Source organism: Agrobacterium sp. ST15.13.013 (assembly GCF_027956525.1).
Classification (GTDB): Bacteria; Pseudomonadota; Alphaproteobacteria; order Rhizobiales; family Rhizobiaceae; genus Agrobacterium; species Agrobacterium salinitolerans.
On sequence record NZ_JAQKGP010000007.1, the window covers coordinates 80,716 to 100,794 of the forward strand.

18 protein-coding genes and 2 pseudogenes are annotated in these 20,079 nt (G+C 59.1%); 11 read left to right on the plus strand and 9 right to left on the minus strand.

What is annotated here, in order from left to right:
- Positions 1-3 precede the first annotated feature (3 nt).
- The 5 genes and pseudogenes from PL597_RS09470 to PL597_RS09490 form a co-directional block, all read right to left on the minus strand.
- The gene (locus PL597_RS09470) at positions 4-1,272 is read right to left on the minus strand and encodes a sugar ABC transporter substrate-binding protein (RefSeq protein ID WP_077983598.1); all 1,269 of its coding nucleotides are present in this window, start codon (positions 1,270-1,272) and stop codon (positions 4-6) included.
- Between the two features lie 227 nt (positions 1,273-1,499).
- Positions 1,500-1,997 (minus strand): DoxX family protein, encoded by a 498-nt coding sequence (locus PL597_RS09475; protein ID WP_142913539.1) that lies wholly within the window; start codon positions 1,995-1,997, stop codon positions 1,500-1,502.
- Positions 1,994-2,776 (minus strand): HvfC/BufC N-terminal domain-containing protein, encoded by a 783-nt coding sequence (locus PL597_RS09480; protein ID WP_271365018.1) that lies wholly within the window; start codon positions 2,774-2,776, stop codon positions 1,994-1,996. The genes PL597_RS09475 and PL597_RS09480 overlap by 4 nt, the downstream gene beginning before the upstream one ends.
- Positions 2,773-3,654, minus strand: a pseudogene (gene bufB / locus PL597_RS09485) (MNIO family bufferin maturase). The gene PL597_RS09480 and the pseudogene bufB overlap by 4 nt, the downstream one beginning before the upstream one ends.
- 64 nt (positions 3,655-3,718) lie before the next feature.
- Entirely contained in the window at positions 3,719-4,006 is a 288-nt protein-coding gene (locus PL597_RS09490) for a BufA1 family periplasmic bufferin-type metallophore (RefSeq protein ID WP_080794706.1), read from the minus strand.
- 306 nt (positions 4,007-4,312) lie between these two features.
- On the opposite strand from PL597_RS09490, the gene PL597_RS09495 reads away from it, so the two are divergent.
- Positions 4,313-4,615 (plus strand): hypothetical protein, encoded by a 303-nt coding sequence (locus tag PL597_RS09495; RefSeq protein ID WP_077983593.1) that lies wholly within the window; start codon positions 4,313-4,315, stop codon positions 4,613-4,615.
- 594 nt (positions 4,616-5,209) lie between these two features.
- The gene (locus tag PL597_RS09500; protein ID WP_142913536.1) at positions 5,210-5,665 is read left to right on the plus strand and encodes a hypothetical protein; all 456 of its coding nucleotides are present in this window, start codon (positions 5,210-5,212) and stop codon (positions 5,663-5,665) included.
- Here the strand turns inward: PL597_RS09500 and PL597_RS09505 are convergent.
- On the minus strand, positions 5,657-6,103 hold the full coding sequence (locus PL597_RS09505; protein ID WP_080794712.1) for a MarR family winged helix-turn-helix transcriptional regulator: 447 nt from the start codon (positions 6,101-6,103) through the stop codon (positions 5,657-5,659). The genes PL597_RS09500 and PL597_RS09505 overlap by 9 nt on opposite strands.
- A 220-nt stretch (positions 6,104-6,323) precedes the next feature.
- On the opposite strand from PL597_RS09505, the pseudogene PL597_RS26315 reads away from it, so the two are divergent.
- A pseudogene (locus tag PL597_RS26315) lies at positions 6,324-6,556 on the plus strand (2-oxoadipate dioxygenase/decarboxylase family protein); the annotation flags it as partial.
- A 454-nt stretch (positions 6,557-7,010) separates the two neighbouring features.
- Positions 7,011-8,954, plus strand: coding sequence for a methyl-accepting chemotaxis protein (locus tag PL597_RS09515; RefSeq protein WP_271365019.1), 1,944 nt, complete (start codon positions 7,011-7,013; stop codon positions 8,952-8,954).
- A 182-nt stretch (positions 8,955-9,136) separates the two neighbouring features.
- On the opposite strand, the gene PL597_RS09520 is transcribed toward PL597_RS09515, so the two are convergent.
- The gene (locus PL597_RS09520; protein ID WP_137411308.1) at positions 9,137-10,036 is read right to left on the minus strand and encodes a LysR family transcriptional regulator; all 900 of its coding nucleotides are present in this window, start codon (positions 10,034-10,036) and stop codon (positions 9,137-9,139) included.
- A 119-nt stretch (positions 10,037-10,155) separates the two neighbouring features.
- Between PL597_RS09520 and PL597_RS09525 the strand changes: the two genes are divergently transcribed.
- From PL597_RS09525 to PL597_RS09550, 6 genes are all read left to right on the plus strand, one after another.
- The gene (locus tag PL597_RS09525; RefSeq protein ID WP_077983586.1) at positions 10,156-11,088 is read left to right on the plus strand and encodes a VOC family protein; all 933 of its coding nucleotides are present in this window, start codon (positions 10,156-10,158) and stop codon (positions 11,086-11,088) included.
- 141 nt (positions 11,089-11,229) lie between these two features.
- Positions 11,230-11,922: a hydrolase gene (locus tag PL597_RS09530; protein ID WP_137411309.1), complete on the plus strand. Its 693-nt coding sequence runs from the start codon at positions 11,230-11,232 to the stop codon at positions 11,920-11,922.
- A 72-nt stretch (positions 11,923-11,994) separates the two neighbouring features.
- On the plus strand, positions 11,995-12,285 hold the full coding sequence (locus PL597_RS09535; protein ID WP_271365020.1) for a XapX domain-containing protein: 291 nt from the start codon (positions 11,995-11,997) through the stop codon (positions 12,283-12,285).
- A complete protein-coding gene (locus PL597_RS09540) occupies positions 12,285-14,267 on the plus strand; it encodes an amidohydrolase (RefSeq protein WP_271365021.1) in 1,983 nt (660 codons plus the stop codon). The genes PL597_RS09535 and PL597_RS09540 overlap by 1 nt, the downstream gene beginning before the upstream one ends.
- 198 nt (positions 14,268-14,465) lie before the next feature.
- Positions 14,466-14,906: a DoxX family protein gene (locus PL597_RS09545; RefSeq protein WP_142913532.1), complete on the plus strand. Its 441-nt coding sequence runs from the start codon at positions 14,466-14,468 to the stop codon at positions 14,904-14,906.
- On the plus strand, positions 14,903-16,501 hold the full coding sequence (locus PL597_RS09550) for an MFS transporter (protein ID WP_077983581.1): 1,599 nt from the start codon (positions 14,903-14,905) through the stop codon (positions 16,499-16,501). Before PL597_RS09545 ends, PL597_RS09550 begins: the two co-directional genes overlap by 4 nt.
- Positions 16,502-16,555: 54 nt before the next feature.
- Here PL597_RS09550 and PL597_RS09555 read toward each other — a convergent pair whose 3' ends face one another.
- Together PL597_RS09555 and PL597_RS09560 are read right to left on the minus strand one after the other, a co-directional pair.
- Positions 16,556-17,338, minus strand: a complete 783-nt coding sequence (locus PL597_RS09555) for a pyrroline-5-carboxylate reductase (protein WP_269835281.1) — start codon at positions 17,336-17,338, stop codon at positions 16,556-16,558.
- A 123-nt stretch (positions 17,339-17,461) separates the two neighbouring features.
- Positions 17,462-18,313, minus strand: a complete 852-nt coding sequence (locus tag PL597_RS09560; protein ID WP_173991226.1) for a LysR family transcriptional regulator — start codon at positions 18,311-18,313, stop codon at positions 17,462-17,464.
- Between the two features lie 130 nt (positions 18,314-18,443).
- Here PL597_RS09560 and PL597_RS09565 point away from each other — a divergent pair, with 130 nt between their 5' ends.
- Positions 18,444-19,964 (plus strand): MFS transporter, encoded by a 1,521-nt coding sequence (locus tag PL597_RS09565; protein WP_271365022.1) that lies wholly within the window; start codon positions 18,444-18,446, stop codon positions 19,962-19,964.
- The last annotated feature ends 115 nt before the right edge of the window (positions 19,965-20,079 follow it).

Sequence of the window (20,079 nt, forward strand, 5' to 3'; positions counted from 1 at the left end):
CCCCTATTTGGGTCGGTAACCGGAATTGCGCTCTATATTATTGTTTATCTCGTCGGTTGCGTTATCCAGCGTATCGGCAACATCCGCGCCGTTGGCAATGTCGGAAAGAGCCTTGGAAAAGACCGGCGAGATGAAGGCGTAAGCCGGAGTGACCGGCCGCAATGTCCCCTGACGTTTGGACAGCTCGAAGAAAACCTCAAGCGGGCCGCCCTGTTTGTAGTTCTTCGTCATCTGGGCAGCCGAAGACGTGGCCGGGATAAGACCGATCGCGTCGGAAAACTGCGCGAGATATTTGTCCTGTATGGCGAATTCGATGAAGGCCGATGCACCTTCGGGATGCTTGCTGGTGGCCGATACGCCAAACTGCCATGACCCGGCGCCGATCTTCGGGCCTTTCCCGAAATCGGGCGCAGGCAGGAACAACAGATCATCGCCGTATTTCTCCAGCGCCTTCACCGCAACCCAGTTGCCCATCCATTGCAAGGCGTGGCGACCTTCCAGAAATCCGGTTTCGTGATCGGCAGGCGATTGCGAGGTTCCCGGTGCGAGCTTCTTTTCGAACAGGGACTGCCACCATTCTCCGAACCTGACGGCGTTATCTCCATTCAGCGCGCCCTCGGCGGTCTGGTTGTTTTCCTTGTTGATCAAGCTGCCGCCGAAACTCTCCAGAAACGGGCTGAAGGCATAGCTGTACCACTCGGTTTTATCGGCCATGCCAAGGTCCAGCGCATATTCGAACTTGCCGGTGGCTGCGAGTTTTTCAAGCGCCGCGTTGAACTCTTCGCCGGTCCAGGGCTGTTCCAGCGTTGGAATACGAATACCATTTTCATCGAGAACGGATTTGCGGGCGAATACAGCTACGGCTGCATCCCACAACCCGACGGAATAGAGCTTGTCTCCCCACTTGCCCACGGCGCCGGGCAGGAAGTTCGCAAGCTTTGCCTCATCGATCTTTAAAGGTTGCAGATAACCGGACCAGGCCCAGTTCGGCATGTTCGGCCCATCGACATCCAAAATGTCAGGCAACTTGCTGGAAAGCGCAGCGGCGGTGACGGATTCGTTATATGCGGTTTGAGGGAACTCCTGAAGCGATACCCTCCAGTCTGTCTGGGATGAATTGAAGTCCTCGATGATGCCGGTCAGGATCTTGCGCTCTTCAACGTTTCCGGCACCATGATACCACATCGTCAGCTCGGTCTGCGCCAGCGCAACGGTGGAAAAAAGCGTCGACAAGGCAGTGGCTGCCCCCACTAAAATGGCTTTTGCGATCATGGATAGTCCTCCTCCTGATGAAGGGTAACTTCAACATCCACAGATTGTTCCGCAAAAAAAATGCGTTCTGGCATTGCGTCGTCTCGAGAACGCGACAGGAAGAAGCTTTCGAGGCATGAACATCAGGGAGAAACAACAAGGGCCCTGACCATGCCTGCGAAGATCGACGTTGCCAGCATCACGCCCTGGAATTCAGGCGGCCGGGGTGTTCCACGATCAACGTTCGGTCAGTGTCGGCGCAATTTGACAAGGGCATCCAGCGCTATCCGGCCGCCGCCATAGACCACGAGGGTCAGCGCCATGGCAGCCCAGGGCAGATGGAAATTGGCCCAGCCATCCGGAACGGTAAGCTGGATCACCGCCGTCATCACCAGCAGACCCAAAGCGGCGTAACGGGTGAAAAGGCCAAGAACTAGCAGCACAGGCAGAACGAGTTCGGCAATGCCCGAGGCCGCCGCCATGACCAGCGGCATAGGGTAGGGGATCAGGTTGCCGAAGATATGCAGCCTGAATTCCTGTTCGAACAGATATCTGGCGCCGGTCGATAACGTCAGAAATCCGTCCCATTTGGTCAGTCCCGATTTGAAGAACGGAATTGCCAGGCCAAACCGCAGCGCCAAAAGCGGCAATGATTGCGGAATGGAGGCGAGCAGGCATTCGGCGTGACGATGAAGTGCTAAGAACGCGCCACTGAGGCTGCGTGCGGAGGCAAGTTCTGTGGTCATGGAAGGTCCCCTTCACGGTGTTCAACGGCGCTAAAAGCGCCAAGGCCGATCAGGCCAATCAAGGCCGATCCGAAATCAAAGGAAGATTTTGCGGCCAAAGCCGTCTCAGCCGCTTCGCCAAGGCTTGCGCCGGCAAAGAGACGCGCCGCGAAGGCAACATCTGCCGATGGCAGGACGTTGATCTCGACCTGCATGGCCGGCCGCACGACAAGCACCGTTTCGGCTCGCCAGTCGACAGGCGGTGTCACGGTTTCGCCCTGGTGGGCGTTCCAGATGCTGCCGGCCGGAAACGGCGATTGCACAAGCCGGGCAGAAGGATGCGGGATAAGCACCCTATCGAGAAGGTGTTCGGGTGAAAGGGCGGCGAGTTGGGAGACTTCGAGCGGCGCTCTGTCTGCCGCGTGATAGGCCGTGCTCCACGCCGCCTCGATCCGCGCCACATCCGCGAGATAGGCGAGAGACGATGCCGGCGGGAAAGTCGCAACAAAATCCGGGAAATCGTCACCGTACTGCATGATGAGCGGTGAGGCCGGTTTGCGGTCGGCGGCATAGGCACGGGCCATTCCGGCAAAGAACTCAACGCCAACCAGCCGTTTCGTCACTGGAAAACGTTGCCCCAACGCCGTCGTCAGCCCGACATAGACGTTGTTGCGATAGATGGCAAAACGCGAGGGATCGGCAGCACCGCGCGCGGTGGTGATGCCGTACGGTAGCGGTTGGCCCGGATCGAGCAGGGCGGAGGCAAAGGCGCCTTGGCTTTCGTAAAACCGCATGGTCACGCCGCCTGGCTGGAGCGGCTTTTCAGGGCCGCTTCGTTCAACAGGATGTCAGCGCGCACCGCTTCTGCCTGAAGCGTCGCAAAGTCTGGCACGTCGTTGTCCCATTCGATCAGGGTTGGCAAAGCGCCGCTGCGCGATAGCGTGTGCCGGTAAAGCTCCATCACATCGGATCTGACGGCGGTGCCGTGGGCATCGATCAGCAGCCGGTCTCCAACGCTGTCGATGGTCTCGTCATAACCGGCAAGGTGGATTTCACCCACCAGCTCGACCGGGAAACGGTCGATATAGGCGACCGGATCGAGGCGATGGTTCACCGCCGAGACCATGACATTGTTCACATCGAGCAACAGCCCGCATCCGGTTCGGCTTGCAATGGCGGTGAGGAAATCCACCTCATCGATGGTGCTTTCGGAAAACAGCACATAGGTTGATGGATTTTAAAGCAGCATTTGCCGGCCCAGCCATTGCTGGGTCTCATCGACATGGTCGGCGACACGCGACAGGGTTTCGGCCGTGTAGGGCAAGGGCAGAAGATCGTTGAGGAAACCGGTGTCATGGGTCGACCACGCCAGATGCTCCGAAAAGCTCTGCGGCCGGTAACGATCGATAAGGTCGCGAAGCCGTCTCAGATGCCCGGTGTCGAGGTCACGGGCCGAACCGATCGACAGGCCAACGCCATGCAGCGACAGGGGATAAAGCGCTGCAACGGCTTCAAGATAACGGTGCGGCGGGCCACCGGCGCCCATATAGTTTTCCGCGTGGACTTCGAAAAAACCGATATCCGGCCTTGCGTCGAGAATGGTGTCGTAATGTTCCGGCTTGAGGCCGAGGCCAGCACGGGGTGGCAGGACGGTGGCGCGGTCGGCTGAAACGGTCATTGCTGGTCTCCCGGTTTTGACGGATGAGGAGGAGGCCCGGCAAGCGGGCCTCCGGTGTCGCGGCTCAGCTTTTAGACGGCTCCAGCATGCCCTTGTGGCCATCCACGTTCATCGTGGTGCACGTGCCGGCGGGTACGGCCTTCCAGGCATTGCCCTGGTAATCCATGGTGGAGGTTCCGGCGCAGGTCGTGCCGGCGCCGGCAGCGCAATCATTCTGCCCCTTCAGGGCGATGCCGTAGCATTTCTCGTTTCCGGCCATCTTTTCCGGTGCCAGCGGCGCAGCAAAAGACACAGATGCGACAGCGCTTGCGAGTGAGCCTGCCAAAGCGAGGGTGAGCGTGGAACGGTTCATAAATGATCTCCTCTTGAATGTCCGCAGACCGTTCATCGGCCGCGTATGGCTGTATTCGATCTTTCCGGGAGCGACGTTACAGCGTGAGGCGAACACGAAAGCGTGACCGCAATCTGTGACCAACGATTTTCGTCTCAACGTTCGGCGCGCGTCATCGCGGCCTGCAGAGGGCGTCGGCCGTCGCAGTATTTGATTTTCCCGCTCTCTCAACCCGAACCCGGTTTTCGTCGAGCAACTCGACATTGAAAAAAATATCATGTCGTGATATAAAATGAGTTGGGAGACTGTATCATTCGGGGGGAACAGATGAACGACGTCAGTGAGATTGCAAAATTGTCTTCGTTGCTTGAAACGCGACTTTTGCAACATGGCCTGATTGAAAGGCCGGGCGGTGCAGTTCGAACCCTACCCGCTGATTTTCTCGAAAAATTCGATGGGCTGATTGATAATTCAACGGAACTGGAAGGTCTTTTGCGGATTGGCTATGCGGCCAGGCAGGGCGAAACCCTATCGGCTCCGGTCGCGAGCGCCGCACGATTTATGATTCAGGAAGTGTGTGAAGCCCTCTTCGACCGGAATGAACTGCAAGCGTTTCGCCGGACACACTGATTGATGGGTGTGCGTGACATTTTGTGTTCTTCGGTTTCTCTCACTGTGGCTTTCGTCTTGTGCGCCCTGCTGAATTTGGTTGGTGCGCCAGCCGTTGCCCAGACTGACTGTGCCGCCGCCGCTGAAGCATTCATGCGTGGGACGTCGGACAGATTGCTGTCGGTAAGCTCCAGAGGCGATCAATGTGTCGTCACTTATCTGATGCATCGAAGAGACAAACGGCCGATTCGGGTATCGCAGGATTTATCATTGGGAAGGGCTGACATCCTTCAGGCCGGTGATGAGAAGGACTTCTCGCAAAATAACAACGTCGATGAGTAGCTGAATTACGACTGCGCCTCCTGAGATTGCGCGGTCGCCAGCCGATTGATCAGCGATCTATCCGCTTGGGAACTCCGGTGCGGCCGGTTGTACCTCTTCAGTTTTGTCAATCGTTGTTGTCGGGCTAACATGTTTCTCGTCGCTTTATCCCGCCATACGTGACGCGCAACACCTAAATGTGACCAAAATGTGTTCAGTACGGCCGGGCCGCGTCTGCCGCTTTATGTCACCCCGTGATATACTTCGCGGCTATCGGCTAAGGAGGATGTGGTTGTGTTTCATGCGGTGCCAACAACAACTCGGATATTGGCTGCAATCAAGGTTGCTGGCCGCGCGCTCGATGAAACCTACGGCTGGCTGATCTTGTGGCTTCCAATCGCTCCGGTAATCATTGTTGTCGGTGCAACGATGATTGCCTTGACTGGTGACAGTGTAACGCCACTCTGGTTAAGGCTGTTGGCCGGCATCGTCACTGCGACAAGTATTTTTGTCATTATATTTGGTGGATTTTTCAGCGCGTTGTTTTTCGCAGGGGCGGCGTGGCGACTTGCGCGGTCGCCTCAGCCTGGCAAAAAATCGACCGGCTCCTCTCAGTTGGAGCTCGGTCGATGGTTTTGGGTGTCGGGCACTGTATTGACATTGCTGTGGCTGATTCCATTTGCGATTACCATGGAGAATATCGCTTCAATGGTCATATCGTCCGCGGTTGTGACGCAGCCTTTAGGTTAGTTCGTTCAGATCGCGCAGTTTCCCAAGGGATTCGACAAGCAGGTCTTGATTGGCCAAGAGTCCTTCCAGATGTATTCTGGCAAGCGTTCGTAAAATGTGTTCGCCCTTTGGGGTGAGGCTAATCAGAATGCTCCTTTTGTCTCTCTGTGACGGTGTTCTTTCCACCAGACCGGCCGCCGCCAACCGGTCGACCAATTGCACCGCCCCATGCGCCTGGATGAGCATCAGTTCCGAGAAATCCCGTATTCTCATTTTCCCTTCCGGTGCGGTCTTGATGACCAGCATGGCCTGGTATTGCTGAGAAGTGACGTCGGCTTTTGCGAGAGCAGCGTCACTGAGCGACAGGAAGCGCCGCATGGCAAGCCGAAAGCCGGCAAGTCCATCATAGAGAGTAGAGGGGAGTTCAGCGTCTTCCGCGACATCTCCAGCGAGGCTCATTCGTAAAACCCTTCCAATAATTCACGGTATGACACTACATTATTATGGTCCGATTTAGGAGGACTGTGCGCGCAGCAAACCCTATGAACACAGGCCGGAAATGACTTGGGGTCACTGCGGTTCCCGCGAACTAATCTGCCGTCGCGGCCATAAAAAGATGGCGAGTTGCAAGAAGGCTGGCGGCGGCTTGTCGCCGAGCGATCGATAGGGCTGCACGCGCATGTCCAACTATGTTTCCACCAGCGAGATCCGTGCAGCGTTTTCAAGCGCCATGTCAGAAATGTACCGTGAGGAGGTTCCTGCCTACGGCACGCCGATGGCACTCGTGGCACGCGTCAATGACGAGGCGCTGAAGCGCAATCCTTTCCGTGTCTTCCGGATGCCGACTGTTTCGTAAAGGAGGTGCTGGAAACATTTCGTTGGCATGACAAGGCCAATGTCGATTTGCATATGCCTTTCGGAGAAGCCACGCGTTCCGAGGACTCCTATTACGTCGTTTATCCGGAGAGAAAGGCAAATAACCGCAACGTTGTGCTGTTCGGAGACTGGCTTATCAGGCAATCCCGAAAACATGCAGATCAAGAGGCCAATCTACCAGGCATTTGATATTCCATAAATCGTGATTTCGATGCTCGGAGCCGTCTGCGGCGCGGCGAATTGTCAGCACTTGCCTATCCCGGGTAACACTTCATTTAGTTATTTTGTGAAATCTAAAATACGCAGGTTCCAAGGTTTCATCGGCGGAGCCGGTAGAACAAGCGGACCCGGAACGACCCGCCCGGCGGCGACTCGAAAAAGGCGTCCGCTTGTCGCCCTATGAGGGGCAACAGCTACCCGCGATGTTTCATTATATCTTCTCCGGCCTCCCGCGAGGGCGGCTGGAGAAATGTTTGCCTTGAGGCCATTCATGTCTTTCCTGAACAATACCAAGATAAAAACAAAGGTCGTTTTTGTCATCGCGCTGATGAGCCTGATGTCGCTTTCCGGCATAGGCTACGTCAGCCTGCAATATAAAAGCACCGACAACGTCTATAGCGATTTTATCGGCCATGAGGCCCTTGCTGCGGTTCTGAACGCCAGAACCAGCGGAAACCTCAATGCGCTCGGCATGCAGATGCTTCGCGCCAGCCTTAACGACCCGACGAGCGCTGATTTCGAAGCCGCTGTCAAAACCTTCAGAGCCGACCGTAAGCAGCTTGAGGAACGTCAGAACAAGATCATGGAGCTGGTGCCGGCACGCACCGATGCCGCGCGCGATATCCTCAAGGGTGTTGTCGAAGTCGAGGAGATCGGCAATCAGGTCATCGCCCTCATGCAGGCAGGGCAACGCGCCGAAGCGCAGCAGATGGCGCTCAACGTGCTTCGGAAAATTGCCGAAGTCTCGCCAAAGATCAGCGCCGGCAATGAGCAGCTCATCCAGGTGATGAATGAGGGTAGAGAACGCCTTACCGCCAGCACCAATACGACGATCTGGACAGGCCTGATTACGCTCGCGCTCGTTTCGCTGGCCGTGATCGCACTTGGCCTGCTCATTTCCTCCCGGGGCATCACCACCCCGATTGCGCGACTTCGCGCGCGCATGGAATCGCTCGCGGCCGGCGATACGGCAAGCGAAATTTCCGGGATGGATCGCAGGGATGAAGTCGGCCAGATGGCGGCCGCGGTTCAGGCGTTTCGCGAGAGCGCAATCGAACGCCTCCGCCTTGAGACTGAGACGGAAGCCAACCGGTCGACTTCGGAAAAGGACCGGATCGAGCGTGAAAAACAGAAGACCAGGGAGGCCGCCGACGTACAGTTTGCCGTCGACAATCTTGCCACGGCCCTTTCGAAAATAGCACAGGGCGACGTTACTTACCGGATCGTTCAGCCGTTCGTCTCCGGTCTCGACGGTATACGCGGTGATTTCAACCGGGCTGCGGAACAGTTGCAGTCGACCTTAAGCCAGGTGGCGCAGAACGCCCGCGGTATCGACGCCGGCGCCAATGAGATCAGGTCTGCGGCGGACGATCTGGCCAAGCGCACGGAGCAGCAGGCGGCTGCCGTTGAAGAGACTGCGGCTGCGCTGGAAGAGATCACCACCACGGTGAAGGACGCCACGAAGCGGGCGCAGGAAGCGGGTCACCTCGTCGGCCGCGCCAAAGTCGGCGCTGAAAAATCAGGAGAGGTGGTGCAGCAGGCCGTCGCCGCAATGGAGCAGATCGCAACATCCGCCAATGAGATTTCCAACATCATCGGCGTGATCGACGAGATCGCCTTCCAGACCAACCTTCTGGCGCTGAATGCGGGCGTGGAAGCTGCCCGTGCGGGTGAGGCGGGCAAGGGTTTTGCCGTTGTCGCGCAGGAGGTTCGCGAATTGGCGCAACGATCCGCCGGCGCCGCCAAGGAGATCAAGAACCTGATCACGACATCCAATGGTCAGGTTCAGCAAGGCGTGCAGCTGGTTGGTGAAACCGGCAAGGCGCTGGAACTGATCGTGACGGAGGTGCAGGAAATCAACCGGCACGTCGCTGCCATCGCGGAATCGGCGCAGGAGCAATCCTCCGGTCTTCAGCAGATCAATACGGCCGTGAACCAGATGGATCAGGACACCCAGAAGAACGCCGCCATGGTGGAGGAAAGCACCGCCGCCAGCCACGGGCTTGCACGCGAGGCCTCTTCGCTCAACGGCCTGATCGCCCAGTTCAAACTGTCCGAAGGCGGTTATGGCGAGATCTCCGCCCCCGTGCGCACGGCGTCGGTTGCCGACAGGCCCACAGCGTCTCCCGCGCGCGCTCTTGGCGGCAGGATAAGGGCTGCGTTTTCAGGCAATGCCGCGTTGAATACCGCCCCCGACAATTGGGAGGAGTTTTGATCCTTGCCCTGTCTTTACGGCGCCTTCAGCTGAGGCGCTGAAAGCGTGGCTCTAAAAATTCGTTCCGGTGATCGGAGGTTTCGGACTCCGATCACCGGGACCTTGCTTTTGGGCAATATCAGCCGGCCCGTCGCGGAGCAGGAATTGTGGCCGTCCCGACCGGAGAAAACGGCGGTGCGACCCTAGCCCAGCATCACCATATGCGCGGGTAACTGCTCTTCGAAGAATTTCGAGAAAGTCGCGATGCGGGGCGGCAGCGCCTGATAGGGCGGATAATAAAGCGTCAGCCAAAGTTCCGGCGGAGCCCAGTCAGGCAGGACATGAACGAGCCGGCCGCTGCGGATATGTTCGGCAATGTGAAATCCCGGCAGCATGGCCACACCGGCGCCTTCCGCCGCCATATCGGCCAGAACCTCGCCATTATTGGCGCTGAATGCGCGGCCGGCCGAGATGGCGATGCTCGATCCGCCGTCCGACAGGACCCAGTTCTCCCGCCGGCTTTCGCCGCTATAGGCAAGGCAATCGTCAGGGGTCAGTTCTCCCGGATGTTCCATCTGCGTGAACCGGCTGCCCGGGGCCGCCACCAATATTCTCGGCACGGCCCTGATCTTGCGCCAGATGGTGAATTTGTCCGATGGGGCCGACGAAATGCGGATTGCCAGATCGTAGTCGTCATCCACGATATTGATCAGGCCGTCCGAGAGCGAAATCTCGAAGCACATCTTCGGATAGAGTTCCCGGAAGCCGGACAGGATCGGCGGCAGCACCGTCTTGCCGAGCCATGTCGGCGCGCTAATCCTCAGCCGCCCCTCATCGGCCTTGTGCGCGTTGCGGACATCGCGCCGGGCATTCTCCAGCGCCTCGACCGCCGGCTGGATCTGTGCGGCGAAGACGGCGCCGTCGGTCGTCAACGACACCTGGCGGGTGGTGCGGACGAATAATTGTACACCGAGATCGTCTTCAAGCGCGGCAATTGCACGGGTGACGGCAGCCGCCGTCATGCCCAGTTCGCGGGCGACCTGCGCGAAGTTGCGCTTTTCGGCCGCCATCAGGAAGGTTTTGAGAGCTTTATAATCGTTCATCGCTATTATTTCAAAAATCGCAATTCATTCGAGAGAAATATTGCAATTCCGCGAGGCAATCAAGCGGGTTACATCTTTATCCATCGAAACGGACACACCAAAGATGAAAGGCGCCGACGATGATCAAGGATATCAAGGGCCTGCACCACGTCACCTCCATGGCGTCGGATGCGCGGCAGAACAACAGTTTCTTCACCGATACGCTCGGCCTGCGCCGGGTCAAGAAAACCGTCAACTTTGACGAACCCAGCGTCTATCACCTCTATTACGGTGACGAGAAGGGAACACCGGGTACGGTCATGACCTATTTTCCCTTCGCCAACATGATGACCGGTCGTCCCGGTGTCGGCGAGGTGGGCGAGACGCAGTTTTCCATCCCGAAGGGTTCGCTGGGCTTCTGGAAAGAGCGTCTCATTGCCAAAGGCGCCGCCGGCATTCAGACCGACACGGTCTTTGGCGCCAATCGCCTGCGCTTCACTGGTCCCGATGGCGATGGCCTTGCACTGATCGAAACCGGAGATGACGCCCGTGCCGCCTGGCTGGCCGAGGGAATTTCCGAAGATAACGCCATACGCGGTTTCACCGGCGCACGCTTTAATTTGCATGACACTGCCGCAACCGAAGAACTGCTGCGTTTCATGGGTTATGATCGGACTGAAGTTGAAGGCAATGTGACACGTTTCGTCATTCCCGGCGGCAACGGGGCAGATACGATCGATCTTGCCGCCCTGCCCAAGACGCCCTTTGCCCGTCCGGGAGCAGGTTCTGTCCACCATATCGCCTTCGCGGTTGAAAACCGCGAGAAGCAGCTGGAAGTGCGCAAGGCGCTGATGGATACGGGCTATCAGGTCACCCCCGTCATCGACCGCGATTATTTCTGGGCGATCTATTTCCGCACGCCGGGCGGCATCCTGTTCGAGATCGCCACCAATGAACCCGGTTTCGACCGCGACGAGGATACCGCGCATCTGGGCGAAGCGCTCAAGCTGCCGAACCGCTACGAACCTTTCCGCAATCAGATCGAGGCGAACCTCGCTCCGCTTGCGGCATAAAGCGGGCTTTTGCTCCGCATCGACTGACTGAAGCATATCCAAGCCATTCAAGACGGCTGCCCCGCTGGCAGCCGACCGGCCAAGCCTTCTCAATTTCCATAGCCGCAGACCGGCAACAACCACCTGAACGGAGAACTGAAAATGTCCAAGCTCGAAGTCCTTACCCCCGCCAACAGCCAGCTCATCTTCATCGACCAGCAGCCGCAAATGGCTTTCGGTGTGCAGTCGATCGACCGGCAGACCCTGAAAAACAATGTCGTCGGCCTCGCCAAGGCGGCAAAGATTTTCAATATCCCGACGACCATTACCACGGTCGAAACGGAAAGCTTCTCCGGCAACACCTTCCCTGAACTGCTCGCGGTCTTCCCGGAAAACGACATTCTGGAACGTACTTCGATGAATTCCTGGGATGACCAGAATGTCCGCGATGCCCTGGCGAAGAATGCCGCCAACGGTCGCAAGAAGATCGTCGTCTCGGGCCTGTGGACGGAAGTCTGCAACACCACATTCGCGCTCTCGGCGCTCCATGATGTCGCGGATTACGAAATCTACATGGTGGCGGATGCGTCTGGCGGCACCTCCGCCGATGCGCACAAATATGCCATGGACCGCATGGTGCAGGCCGGTGTCATTCCCGTCACCTGGCAGCAGGTGCTGCTTGAATGGCAGCGCGACTGGGCACGCAAGGAAACCTACGACGCCGTCACCTCGCTGGTGAAGGAACATTCCGGCGCCTACGGCATGGGTATCGATTATGCCGTCACCCATGTCCATGGTGGTGAAGAACGCGTCAAGCACGGCAAGCGCATCGGCCCGAACCCGGCCAAGAAATAAGCTTTCACCCGCGCCGCGCCGGCAGGATCGCCATCCAGCCCGGTGCGGCTTTCATCCATCGAGGAGGTTCCCATGAAAGTCTATCTTCTGTCCCTTGGCGCCGGTCTGCTGGTCGGCATCGTTTACAGCCTGCTCAATGTGCGCTCTCCCGCACCGCCCGTCATCGCTCTCGTCGGTCTGCTCGGCATATTGGTCGGAGAGCAGATCATCCCCTTCGCGAAGACGATCGCCGGCAAGGAACCGGCCGCCGTTTCGTGGTTCAACCAGATCAAGCCGCACATGTTCGGCCATATGCCGAAGGGCGGCGCTGAAACAATTGGCCTTGCCGAAGTCAAGCAGCCGACCGAGCGGGAGAGAAGCTGATGACGACACGTCGCACCTTTCTTGGCGCGGCCTCGAGCCTTGCCTTTCCGAATCTGTTTTCACCGGCTAAAGCCGCTGATCCCATCAAGAGCGGAGGTTCTTCCATGCATCCAGATACGATCCTTCACAACGGCCGCGTCACGACGCTCGATCGCGGCAATCCGAATGCAACGGCGGTCGCCATCAAGGACGGCCTGTTCCTGGAGGTGGGAAGCGACACCGAGATCATGGCCCTTGCCGGGCTGGACACGAAGATCATCGACCTGAAGGGAAAGCGGGTTCTGCCCGGCCTGATCGACAACCACACCCACGTCGTGCGCGGCGGCCTCAACTTCAACATGGAACTGCGCTGGGATGGCGTGCGCTCGCTTGCAGATGCCATGGACATGCTGAAGCGCCAGGTGGCCATTACTCCAGCTCCACAATGGGTACGTGTCGTCGGCGGTTTCACCGAACATCAATTCGTCGAAAAGCGCCTGCCGACCATTGAGGAGATCAATGCGGTGGCGCCGGATACGCCGATCTTCCTGCTGCATCTTTACGACCGGGCGCTGCTGAACGGCGCCGCCCTTCGCGCCGTCGGCTATACCAAGGATACGCCGAACCCGCCCGGCGGCGAGATTACCCGCGATGCCAACGGCAATCCCACGGGTCTGCTGCTTGCCAAGCCGAATGCCGGCATTCTCTATTCGACGCTTGCCAAGGGGCCGAAACTGCCGCTCGACTATCAGGTCAATTCCACCCGCCACTTCATGCGGGAGCTGAACCGGCTGGGTGTGACCGGCGTGATCGACGCCGGCGGCGGCTTCCAGAATTATCCTGACGACTACGAAGTGATCCAGAAACTGTCGGATGAGAACCAGATGACGGTTCGGCTGGCCTATAATCTCTTCACCCAGAAGCCGAAACAGGAGAAGGAGGATTTCCTCAACTGGACGTCATCGGTCAAATACAAGCAGGGTAACGACTATTTCCGGCACAATGGTGCAGGCGAAATGCTGGTCTTTTCCGCAGCCGATTTCGAGGATTTCCGTCAGCCGAGACCGGACATGCCGCCGGAAATGGAAGGCGAACTCGAAGACGTCGTCCGGATACTGGCGGAAAACCGCTGGCCCTGGCGTCTGCACGCCACCTATGACGAGACGATTTCGCGGGCACTCGACGTCTTCGAAAAGGTCAATCGCGATATCCCGCTCGAAGGTCTGAACTGGTTCTTCGACCATGCCGAAACCATCTCCGATCGCTCCATCGACCGTATCGCCGCCCTTGGCGGCGGCATCGCCACCCAGCACCGGATGGCCTATCAGGGCGAATATTTCGTCGAGCGTTACGGCCAGGGCGTGGCGGAAGCCACACCGCCTATTGCCCGGATGCTGGAAAAGGGCGTGAATGTTTCGGCCGGTACGGATGCAACGCGCGTCGCCTCCTATAATCCGTGGGTATCGCTGTTCTGGATGGTGACGGGCAAGACGGTGGGCGGCATGCAGCTTTATCCGCGCGCCAACTGCCTCGACCGTGAGACGGCGTTGCGCATGTGGACCGAAAAAGTCACCTGGTTTTCCAACGAGGAAGGCAAGAAGGGCCGCATCGAAAAAGGCCAGTTCGCCGATCTCGTGGTGCCGGACAAGGATTATTTCTCCTGCGCGGAGGATGAAATCTCCTTCCTTACCTCCGAACTGACCATGGTCGGCGGCAAGATCGTCTATGGCGCCGGCGACTTCAGGACACTCGATGAAAGCAATATTCCGCCGGCCATGCCCGATTGGTCGCCTGTGCGAACCTTTGGAGGTTATGCCGCCTGGGGAGAGCCGCAGGGTGCTGGAAAGAACTCGCTCAGACGCGCAGCCATCACCTCTTGCGGCTGTGCCAGCGATTGCGGCGTCCATGGTCATGACCATGCCGGTGCCTGGACGTCGAAACTGCCGATTGCTGACCTCAAGGGGTTCTTCGGCGCGTTGGGCTGCTCCTGCTGGGCAGTCTGAGCCGATCTTAAAGACCCAACGGGCGGCGCATGCCGCCGTCCGTTGGCATGAAAATCGACCGCAAACTCAATATTGCGAAAATAACAATTATATCGAAACTATTGATGCAATTGTTGGCGGTAATCCTTTGCGCCAATATCGCTCCATCAGATGAACGCAGCGCCGCTCGAACCGACCGGCCAGATCGCAGGAGCAAAAATGACCGAGCCATCTTCAACCCTTCGACTTCGCGGCTTCCTCGCAAATGTCGTTGCCGCCCCCACCACAAAGACCCTTGCGCTTCTCGCGCTTTGCTCGGCCTATATTCAGGGGCCGCTGACCAAGATCTTCGACTTCCCCGGCGCTATCGCCGAGATGAACCATTTTGGCCTTCAGCCGGCGGCCGCATTCGCCGTCGTCGTCATCCTGTTCGAGCTTACCGCCTCCGCATTGGTGGTGTCGGGCTTCCTGCGCTGGGCCGGTGCTCTCTCACTTGCAGGTTTCACGCTTCTGGCCACCTTCATCGCTTTGCGCTTCTGGGAAATGGCGCCTGGCATGAACCGCATGATGGCCACCAACGCCTTCTTCGAGCATCTTGGCCTTGCCGGTGCCTTCATCATCGTCGCCGCAATCGATCTCACGAAAGGAACAGGCAAATGAGTGCCGCAAAATCCTCCGCGAGCAGCTTTGCTCCCCTTGCTCAACCGGTTTTCGCCGTCCTCTGGGCGGCGACGGTGCTTGGCAATACCGGCAGCTTCATGCGCGATGTCGCCAGTTCATGGCTGATGACCGATCTTTCAGCCTCGCCGGCGGCCGTCGCCATGGTTCAGGCGGCAGGGACGCTGCCGATCTTTCTCTTGGCAATCCCGGCCGGCGTGCTGACGGATATTCTCGACCGCCGCAAATTCCTGATCGCGGTGCAGCTTCTGCTGGCCTCGGTCAGCGTCACCCTCATGGTTCTTGCTCACACCGGACTTCTATCCGTCAGCGCCCTGATCGGGCTCACCTTCCTCGGCGGTATCGGTGCGGCGCTGATGGGCCCGACGTGGCAGGCCATCGTGCCGGAACTGGTGAAGCGTGAGGATATCAAGAGCGCCGTGGCGCTGAACTCGCTCGGCATCAACATCGCCCGTTCCATCGGTCCTGCCGCCGGCGGCATTCTGCTTGCGGCCTTCGGTGCGGCCGTTACCTATGGCGCCGACGTTGCCAGCTATTTCATTGTCATCGCCGCCCTATTGTGGTGGCCGCGGGTGAAGAACGCCGACGATGCGCTGGCCGAAGGTTTCCTCGGCGCTTTCCGGGCAGGCCTTCGTTACACCCGCGCGAGCCGGCCACTGCATGTCGTCCTGCTGCGGGCTGCGATCTTCTTCGCATTTGCCAGTGCTGTGTGGGCGCTGTTGCCTTTGGTCGCCCGGCAATTGCTCGGCGGCGATGCGAGCTTCTATGGCATCCTGCTCGGTGCCGTCGGCGCCGGCGCCATTGGCGGCGCGCTGATCATGCCGAAGCTGCGCGGCCGTTTCGATGCCGATGCCCTGCTGCTGGGTGCGGCTCTCACCACTGCGCTCGTCATGGCGGGGTTGTCCTTCGCACCGCCAAAGTGGCTTGCCATCATCATCCTGCTCTTCCTCGGTGGCGCATGGATCACGGCGCTGACGACGCTGAATGGTGCCGCCCAGGCGGTTCTGCCGAACTGGGTGCGCGGCCGTGGCCTTGCCGTTTACCTCACCGTCTTCAATGGCGCGATGACGGTCGGCAGCCTTGGCTGGGGCGCTGTTGGTGAAGCGACAGGCGTTCCGGGTGCGTTGCTGATTGGCGCTGCGGGATTGCTGATTGCGGGCGTCGTCATGCACCGCCTGAAATTGCCTGCGGGCGATGCGGATATGGTGCCGTCCAACCATTGGCCCGAACCGCTCGTTGCCGAGCCGGTCGCCCATGATCGCGGCCCGGTTCTGATCCTGATCGAATATAATGTCGAAAAGCATCACCGCTCGGCCTTCCTGCATGCGCTGGACGAACTTTCCCAGGAACGTCGCCGCGATGGCGCCTATGGTTGGGGTGTGACGGAAGACTCCGCCGATCCGCAAAAGATCGTTGAATGGTTCATGGTGGAATCCTGGGCCGAGCATCTGCGCCAGCACAAGCGGGTCTCCCACGCTGATGCGGATTTGCAGGGCAAGGTGCTGGCTTATCATTCCGGGCTGGAAAAGCCTGTCGTGCGGCACTTCCTCACAATCAATCGTCCGGGGAAGGCATAAGACAGAAAGGGGCCGAAAGGTCCCTTTTTTGTTATTGCCGCTGCAACTATCCGGCTATTGCGTAATCCGCTCCAGCACGCGGCTCAATGCTTCTTTCAGAGTCCTTGAACCTCCCTTGCCGTTAAAGTCCAGCAGCACTTGCTCGTTGAGGCCGCCTTTGGTGGCGAATTCGCGGCTGGTCTCGCTAAAATCAGCCTTGCTTCCGGCCAATACCGCCACCTCGGAGAGACCGGCGAAGAGGGGAGTAATATAGGAACGGGCCTTTTCTTCTGGCAGACCGTTTTCAGCCAACCATTCGGTCGTTGTCTGCATGATGCCGAAATAGGTGGCCATCAGCGCGCTGGCGGCGGCCAGAAGATCGTATTCCGCTTTCGTCTCGCATTCCACCGCATTACCAAGCACGTTGAAGATTGCAGCCGTATCCGTATCGGCGGGATAAATGGCGGTGACGCCCTTGCGCCGGGCGACGAAGGGCAGCGGGATCGCCTGGGCGAGACGCACATCCGCGCCGATCCAGTCCAGAAGCGTCTCGCGGCCGGTTGCGGCAACGACGCTGATGATTTTCTGCGCGTCCCGGAACCGGAGAGGCCGAATGACTTCCTCGGCTATCTGCGGCCGGATAGCCAGCATGACGGTATCGCAGCCATCGACGATTGCCTGATTATCGCCAGAGACGATCACCTGTGGGAAATCGGCGGCAAGCCTGGCGGAAATATCGGCACTGCGTTGTGACACCATCACATGTGGAACGGCGGCGGGCTTCGCGAGCAGGCCACGCACCATCGCGTCGGTGATGGCGCCGGTTCCGATAAAGCCGATTTTCTGGGGAAGTGACATGAAGTCTCCGCTGCGGCGATTGGACCGAGAGAAGCATCGGTCGTTTCATTTTTCGTCCAATGCTAAATTTTCTGCCGGGAATTGTCGACAAGCAGGCGACGCCAATCTGCGGGACCATAGTGATTATGCTGGGCGGTGCTCGCGAAATGCCGCGGCGAGTGTGCGTAACGCTTCCCGAGATCTGCCGTCCGTCAGGGTCGAGAACATGATGATTTCCGTGGAAGGCAGTGGCGGCAGGCCAAAACGCTGGCTGACCTCCACGGTGCCGGGTGGCGCAAGACGGCAGGAGAAGGCGGAAACCGCAAGGCCCGCCGAGACGGCGGCGGTCACCATCGACGATGTGCCGCCGAGAAACACTTCCGTCCACGCAATCGCAGCCGCATCCAGGGCGCGGGTGGCGATGTCACGCACGCCACAGGCGGGTGAGAGCGCCGCCAGCCGCAGCGGTTCACCCTGACGATATTCGAATTGCGGGGTCGCATACCAGCCGAAATGTTCCGGTCCGAGCACTTCGCCGTCGCGCCGGTCATCCTCGCGCCGGATGATCGCGGCATCGATCTCCCCACGGTCGAAGGCGTCCAGCAAGGATCGGGAATGATCCATACGCACTTCAATCGTAAGCCCGGGGTCGTGGTCGTTGAGACGTGCAAGCAGGGTCGGAACCTCCGGTCCCGCAACGTGGGCGGCAATGCCAAGGCCGAAGCGGCGGCGCGGCGAGGAAAGACCCGCCAGCGCCCGATCATGCGCGGCAAGAAACTCGCGGGCGGGGGCCAGAAACACCGCGCCCTGCGCTGAAAGCCGCACGGAGCGCGGCGTGCGTTCGAGCAGCCGCTGGCCGAGCCTATCTTCCAGCCGCTTGAGCTTGACGCTGATGGCGCCCTGAGTGGTACCGAGCGCTTCGGCAGCACGGGTGAAGCTCTGCATATCGGCGATGGCAACGAAGGCCTCGACGGCCTCAACATCCAGCGTGCTCATATCGATCATTCCAATTTGTTGTCTCTGAAATAGCCAATCATCCAATTCAGTTATGGTCAAGCTTTGTCTAGCGTACCTCCTCCACAGACCGGTTTTCGCAGTGGCGGACCGACCCATGAAAGGCTGAAGAATGACCCTTGCCGTTACCGCACCAGCAAACAGCAGAAGTGCCATGGCGCTCGCTGCCGTTTGCCTCTCCGCCCTGATGTTCGGGCTGGAAATTTCCAGCGTTCCGGCGATCCTGCCAACACTCGAACAGGTGCTGCATGCGGATTTCCGCCAGCTTCAGTGGATCATGAACGCCTACACGATCGGCGTGACGATGGTGCTGATGGCGACGGGGGCGCTGGCAGATCGCTTCGGTCGCAAACGTGTCTTCATCGCCAGCATCGCCGCTTTTGCACTCTCCTCTCTGGCCTGCGGAATGACGGAAAACGTCTCGGTGCTGATCGGCGCCCGTTTCCTTCAGGGGCTGAGCGGCGGAGCGATGCTGGTGTGCCAGATCGCCATCCTGTCGCATCAGTTCCGCTCGGCACGTGAACGCGGCATGGCGTTCGGGTGGTGGGGTGTCGTCTCGGGCATGGGGCTGGGCTTCGGCCCAATCGTAGGCGGCGTCATCGTTGCGCTTTGGAGCTGGGAATGGGTTTTCCTCGTTCACGTCCTGCTCGGCGCGGGAACATGGCTGCTTGCCGCCGGCGGCGTTGGGGAATCGCGTGATCCGGAGGCGGCGCGTCTCGATCTTGCCGGCATGGTCACGCTTTCAGTCGCCGTTTTTTGCCTTGCCTTTTTCATCACCCAGGGACCCGCGCTCGGTTTTGTGGGCCCGGCGGCGCTTCTGATCCTTGGCATTTCTCTGGCAAGCTTCATCGCCTTCGTAATTGCTGAAAAGCTTAGTTCAAGACCGATGTTCGATTTCTCCGTCTTCCGCATCAGGCCTTTTTCGGGGGCGATCATCGGCTCTGCGGCGATGAATATCAGCTTCTGGCCATTCATGATCTATCTGCCGATCTGGTTTCAGGCTGGCCTCGGTTATGACAGCGTCACCGCTGGCCTCGGCCTGCTTGCCTATACGCTGCCAGCGCTGGTGATGCCGCCCTTGGCGGAGCGCCTGTCGTTGCGCTATCAGCCGCGCCTCGTCATTCCGGCCGGGCTGTTCACCATCGGCCTCGGTTTTATGCTGATGAAATTGGGAAGCGGCATCGAAAACGCGAGCTGGCTCACCATGCTGCCCGGCTGCATCCTCGCCGGTATCGGGCTGGGGCTGACCAATACGCCCGTCACCAACACCACCACGGGTGCGGTTTCTCCCGCCCGTTCCGGCATGGCCTCGGGCATCGACATGAGCGCACGGATGATTTCGCTCGCCATCAACATCCCGATCATGGGCTTTATTCTGGTCGAGGGCGTCCGGGCTTCGCTTTGGGCGAACCTGCCTTCCGGTGCGGATGTGCATGAAGTGCAGTCGCTGGCGGAAAAGATCGCGGCAGGAACTGCCGGCGCCTCGGCGCAGGGGGTTTCGGAAGAACTCGTCCATCGCGCGCTTGCGGACGGGTTCGGGCTGGTCATGCTCTATGCCGGCATCAGCGTCTGGTTCCTTGCCGCCATCAGTTTCATGATCTTCGGTCCGGCGCGAAAACCCGCCCGAGGTTAGGGCGACGGCTGCAAGAGGGAAAGCTGTTTTCTTCGCCTCGTCATTAGCAGCGTTGCGCCTGCAAGCGCGGAAACAGGGCCGCAGCATGCTGGAATGGATCAGCTTTATGGATGAT

Bases quoted from the DNA above. Each gene is read 5' to 3' on its own strand.
- PL597_RS09470 (WP_077983598.1), bottom strand. From the start codon at position 1,272: ATGATCGCAAAAGCCATTTTAGTGGGGGCAGCCACTGCCTTGTCGACG.
- PL597_RS09475 (WP_142913539.1), bottom strand. From the start codon at position 1,997: ATGACCACAGAACTTGCCTCCGCACGCAGCCTCAGTGGCGCGTTCTTA.
- PL597_RS09490 (WP_080794706.1), bottom strand. From the start codon at position 4,006: ATGAACCGTTCCACGCTCACCCTCGCTTTGGCAGGCTCACTCGCAAGC.
- PL597_RS09495 (WP_077983593.1), top strand. From the start codon at position 4,313: ATGAACGACGTCAGTGAGATTGCAAAATTGTCTTCGTTGCTTGAAACG.
- PL597_RS09505 (WP_080794712.1), bottom strand. From the start codon at position 6,103: ATGAGCCTCGCTGGAGATGTCGCGGAAGACGCTGAACTCCCCTCTACT.
- PL597_RS09515 (WP_271365019.1), top strand. From the start codon at position 7,011: ATGTCTTTCCTGAACAATACCAAGATAAAAACAAAGGTCGTTTTTGTC.
- PL597_RS09520 (WP_137411308.1), bottom strand. From the start codon at position 10,036: ATGAACGATTATAAAGCTCTCAAAACCTTCCTGATGGCGGCCGAAAAG.
- PL597_RS09525 (WP_077983586.1), top strand. From the start codon at position 10,156: ATGATCAAGGATATCAAGGGCCTGCACCACGTCACCTCCATGGCGTCG.
- PL597_RS09530 (WP_137411309.1), top strand. From the start codon at position 11,230: ATGTCCAAGCTCGAAGTCCTTACCCCCGCCAACAGCCAGCTCATCTTC.
- PL597_RS09535 (WP_271365020.1), top strand. From the start codon at position 11,995: ATGAAAGTCTATCTTCTGTCCCTTGGCGCCGGTCTGCTGGTCGGCATC.
- PL597_RS09540 (WP_271365021.1), top strand. From the start codon at position 12,285: ATGACGACACGTCGCACCTTTCTTGGCGCGGCCTCGAGCCTTGCCTTT.
- PL597_RS09545 (WP_142913532.1), top strand. From the start codon at position 14,466: ATGACCGAGCCATCTTCAACCCTTCGACTTCGCGGCTTCCTCGCAAAT.
- PL597_RS09550 (WP_077983581.1), top strand. From the start codon at position 14,903: ATGAGTGCCGCAAAATCCTCCGCGAGCAGCTTTGCTCCCCTTGCTCAA.
- PL597_RS09555 (WP_269835281.1), bottom strand. From the start codon at position 17,338: ATGTCACTTCCCCAGAAAATCGGCTTTATCGGAACCGGCGCCATCACC.
- PL597_RS09560 (WP_173991226.1), bottom strand. From the start codon at position 18,313: ATGAGCACGCTGGATGTTGAGGCCGTCGAGGCCTTCGTTGCCATCGCC.
- PL597_RS09565 (WP_271365022.1), top strand. From the start codon at position 18,444: ATGACCCTTGCCGTTACCGCACCAGCAAACAGCAGAAGTGCCATGGCG.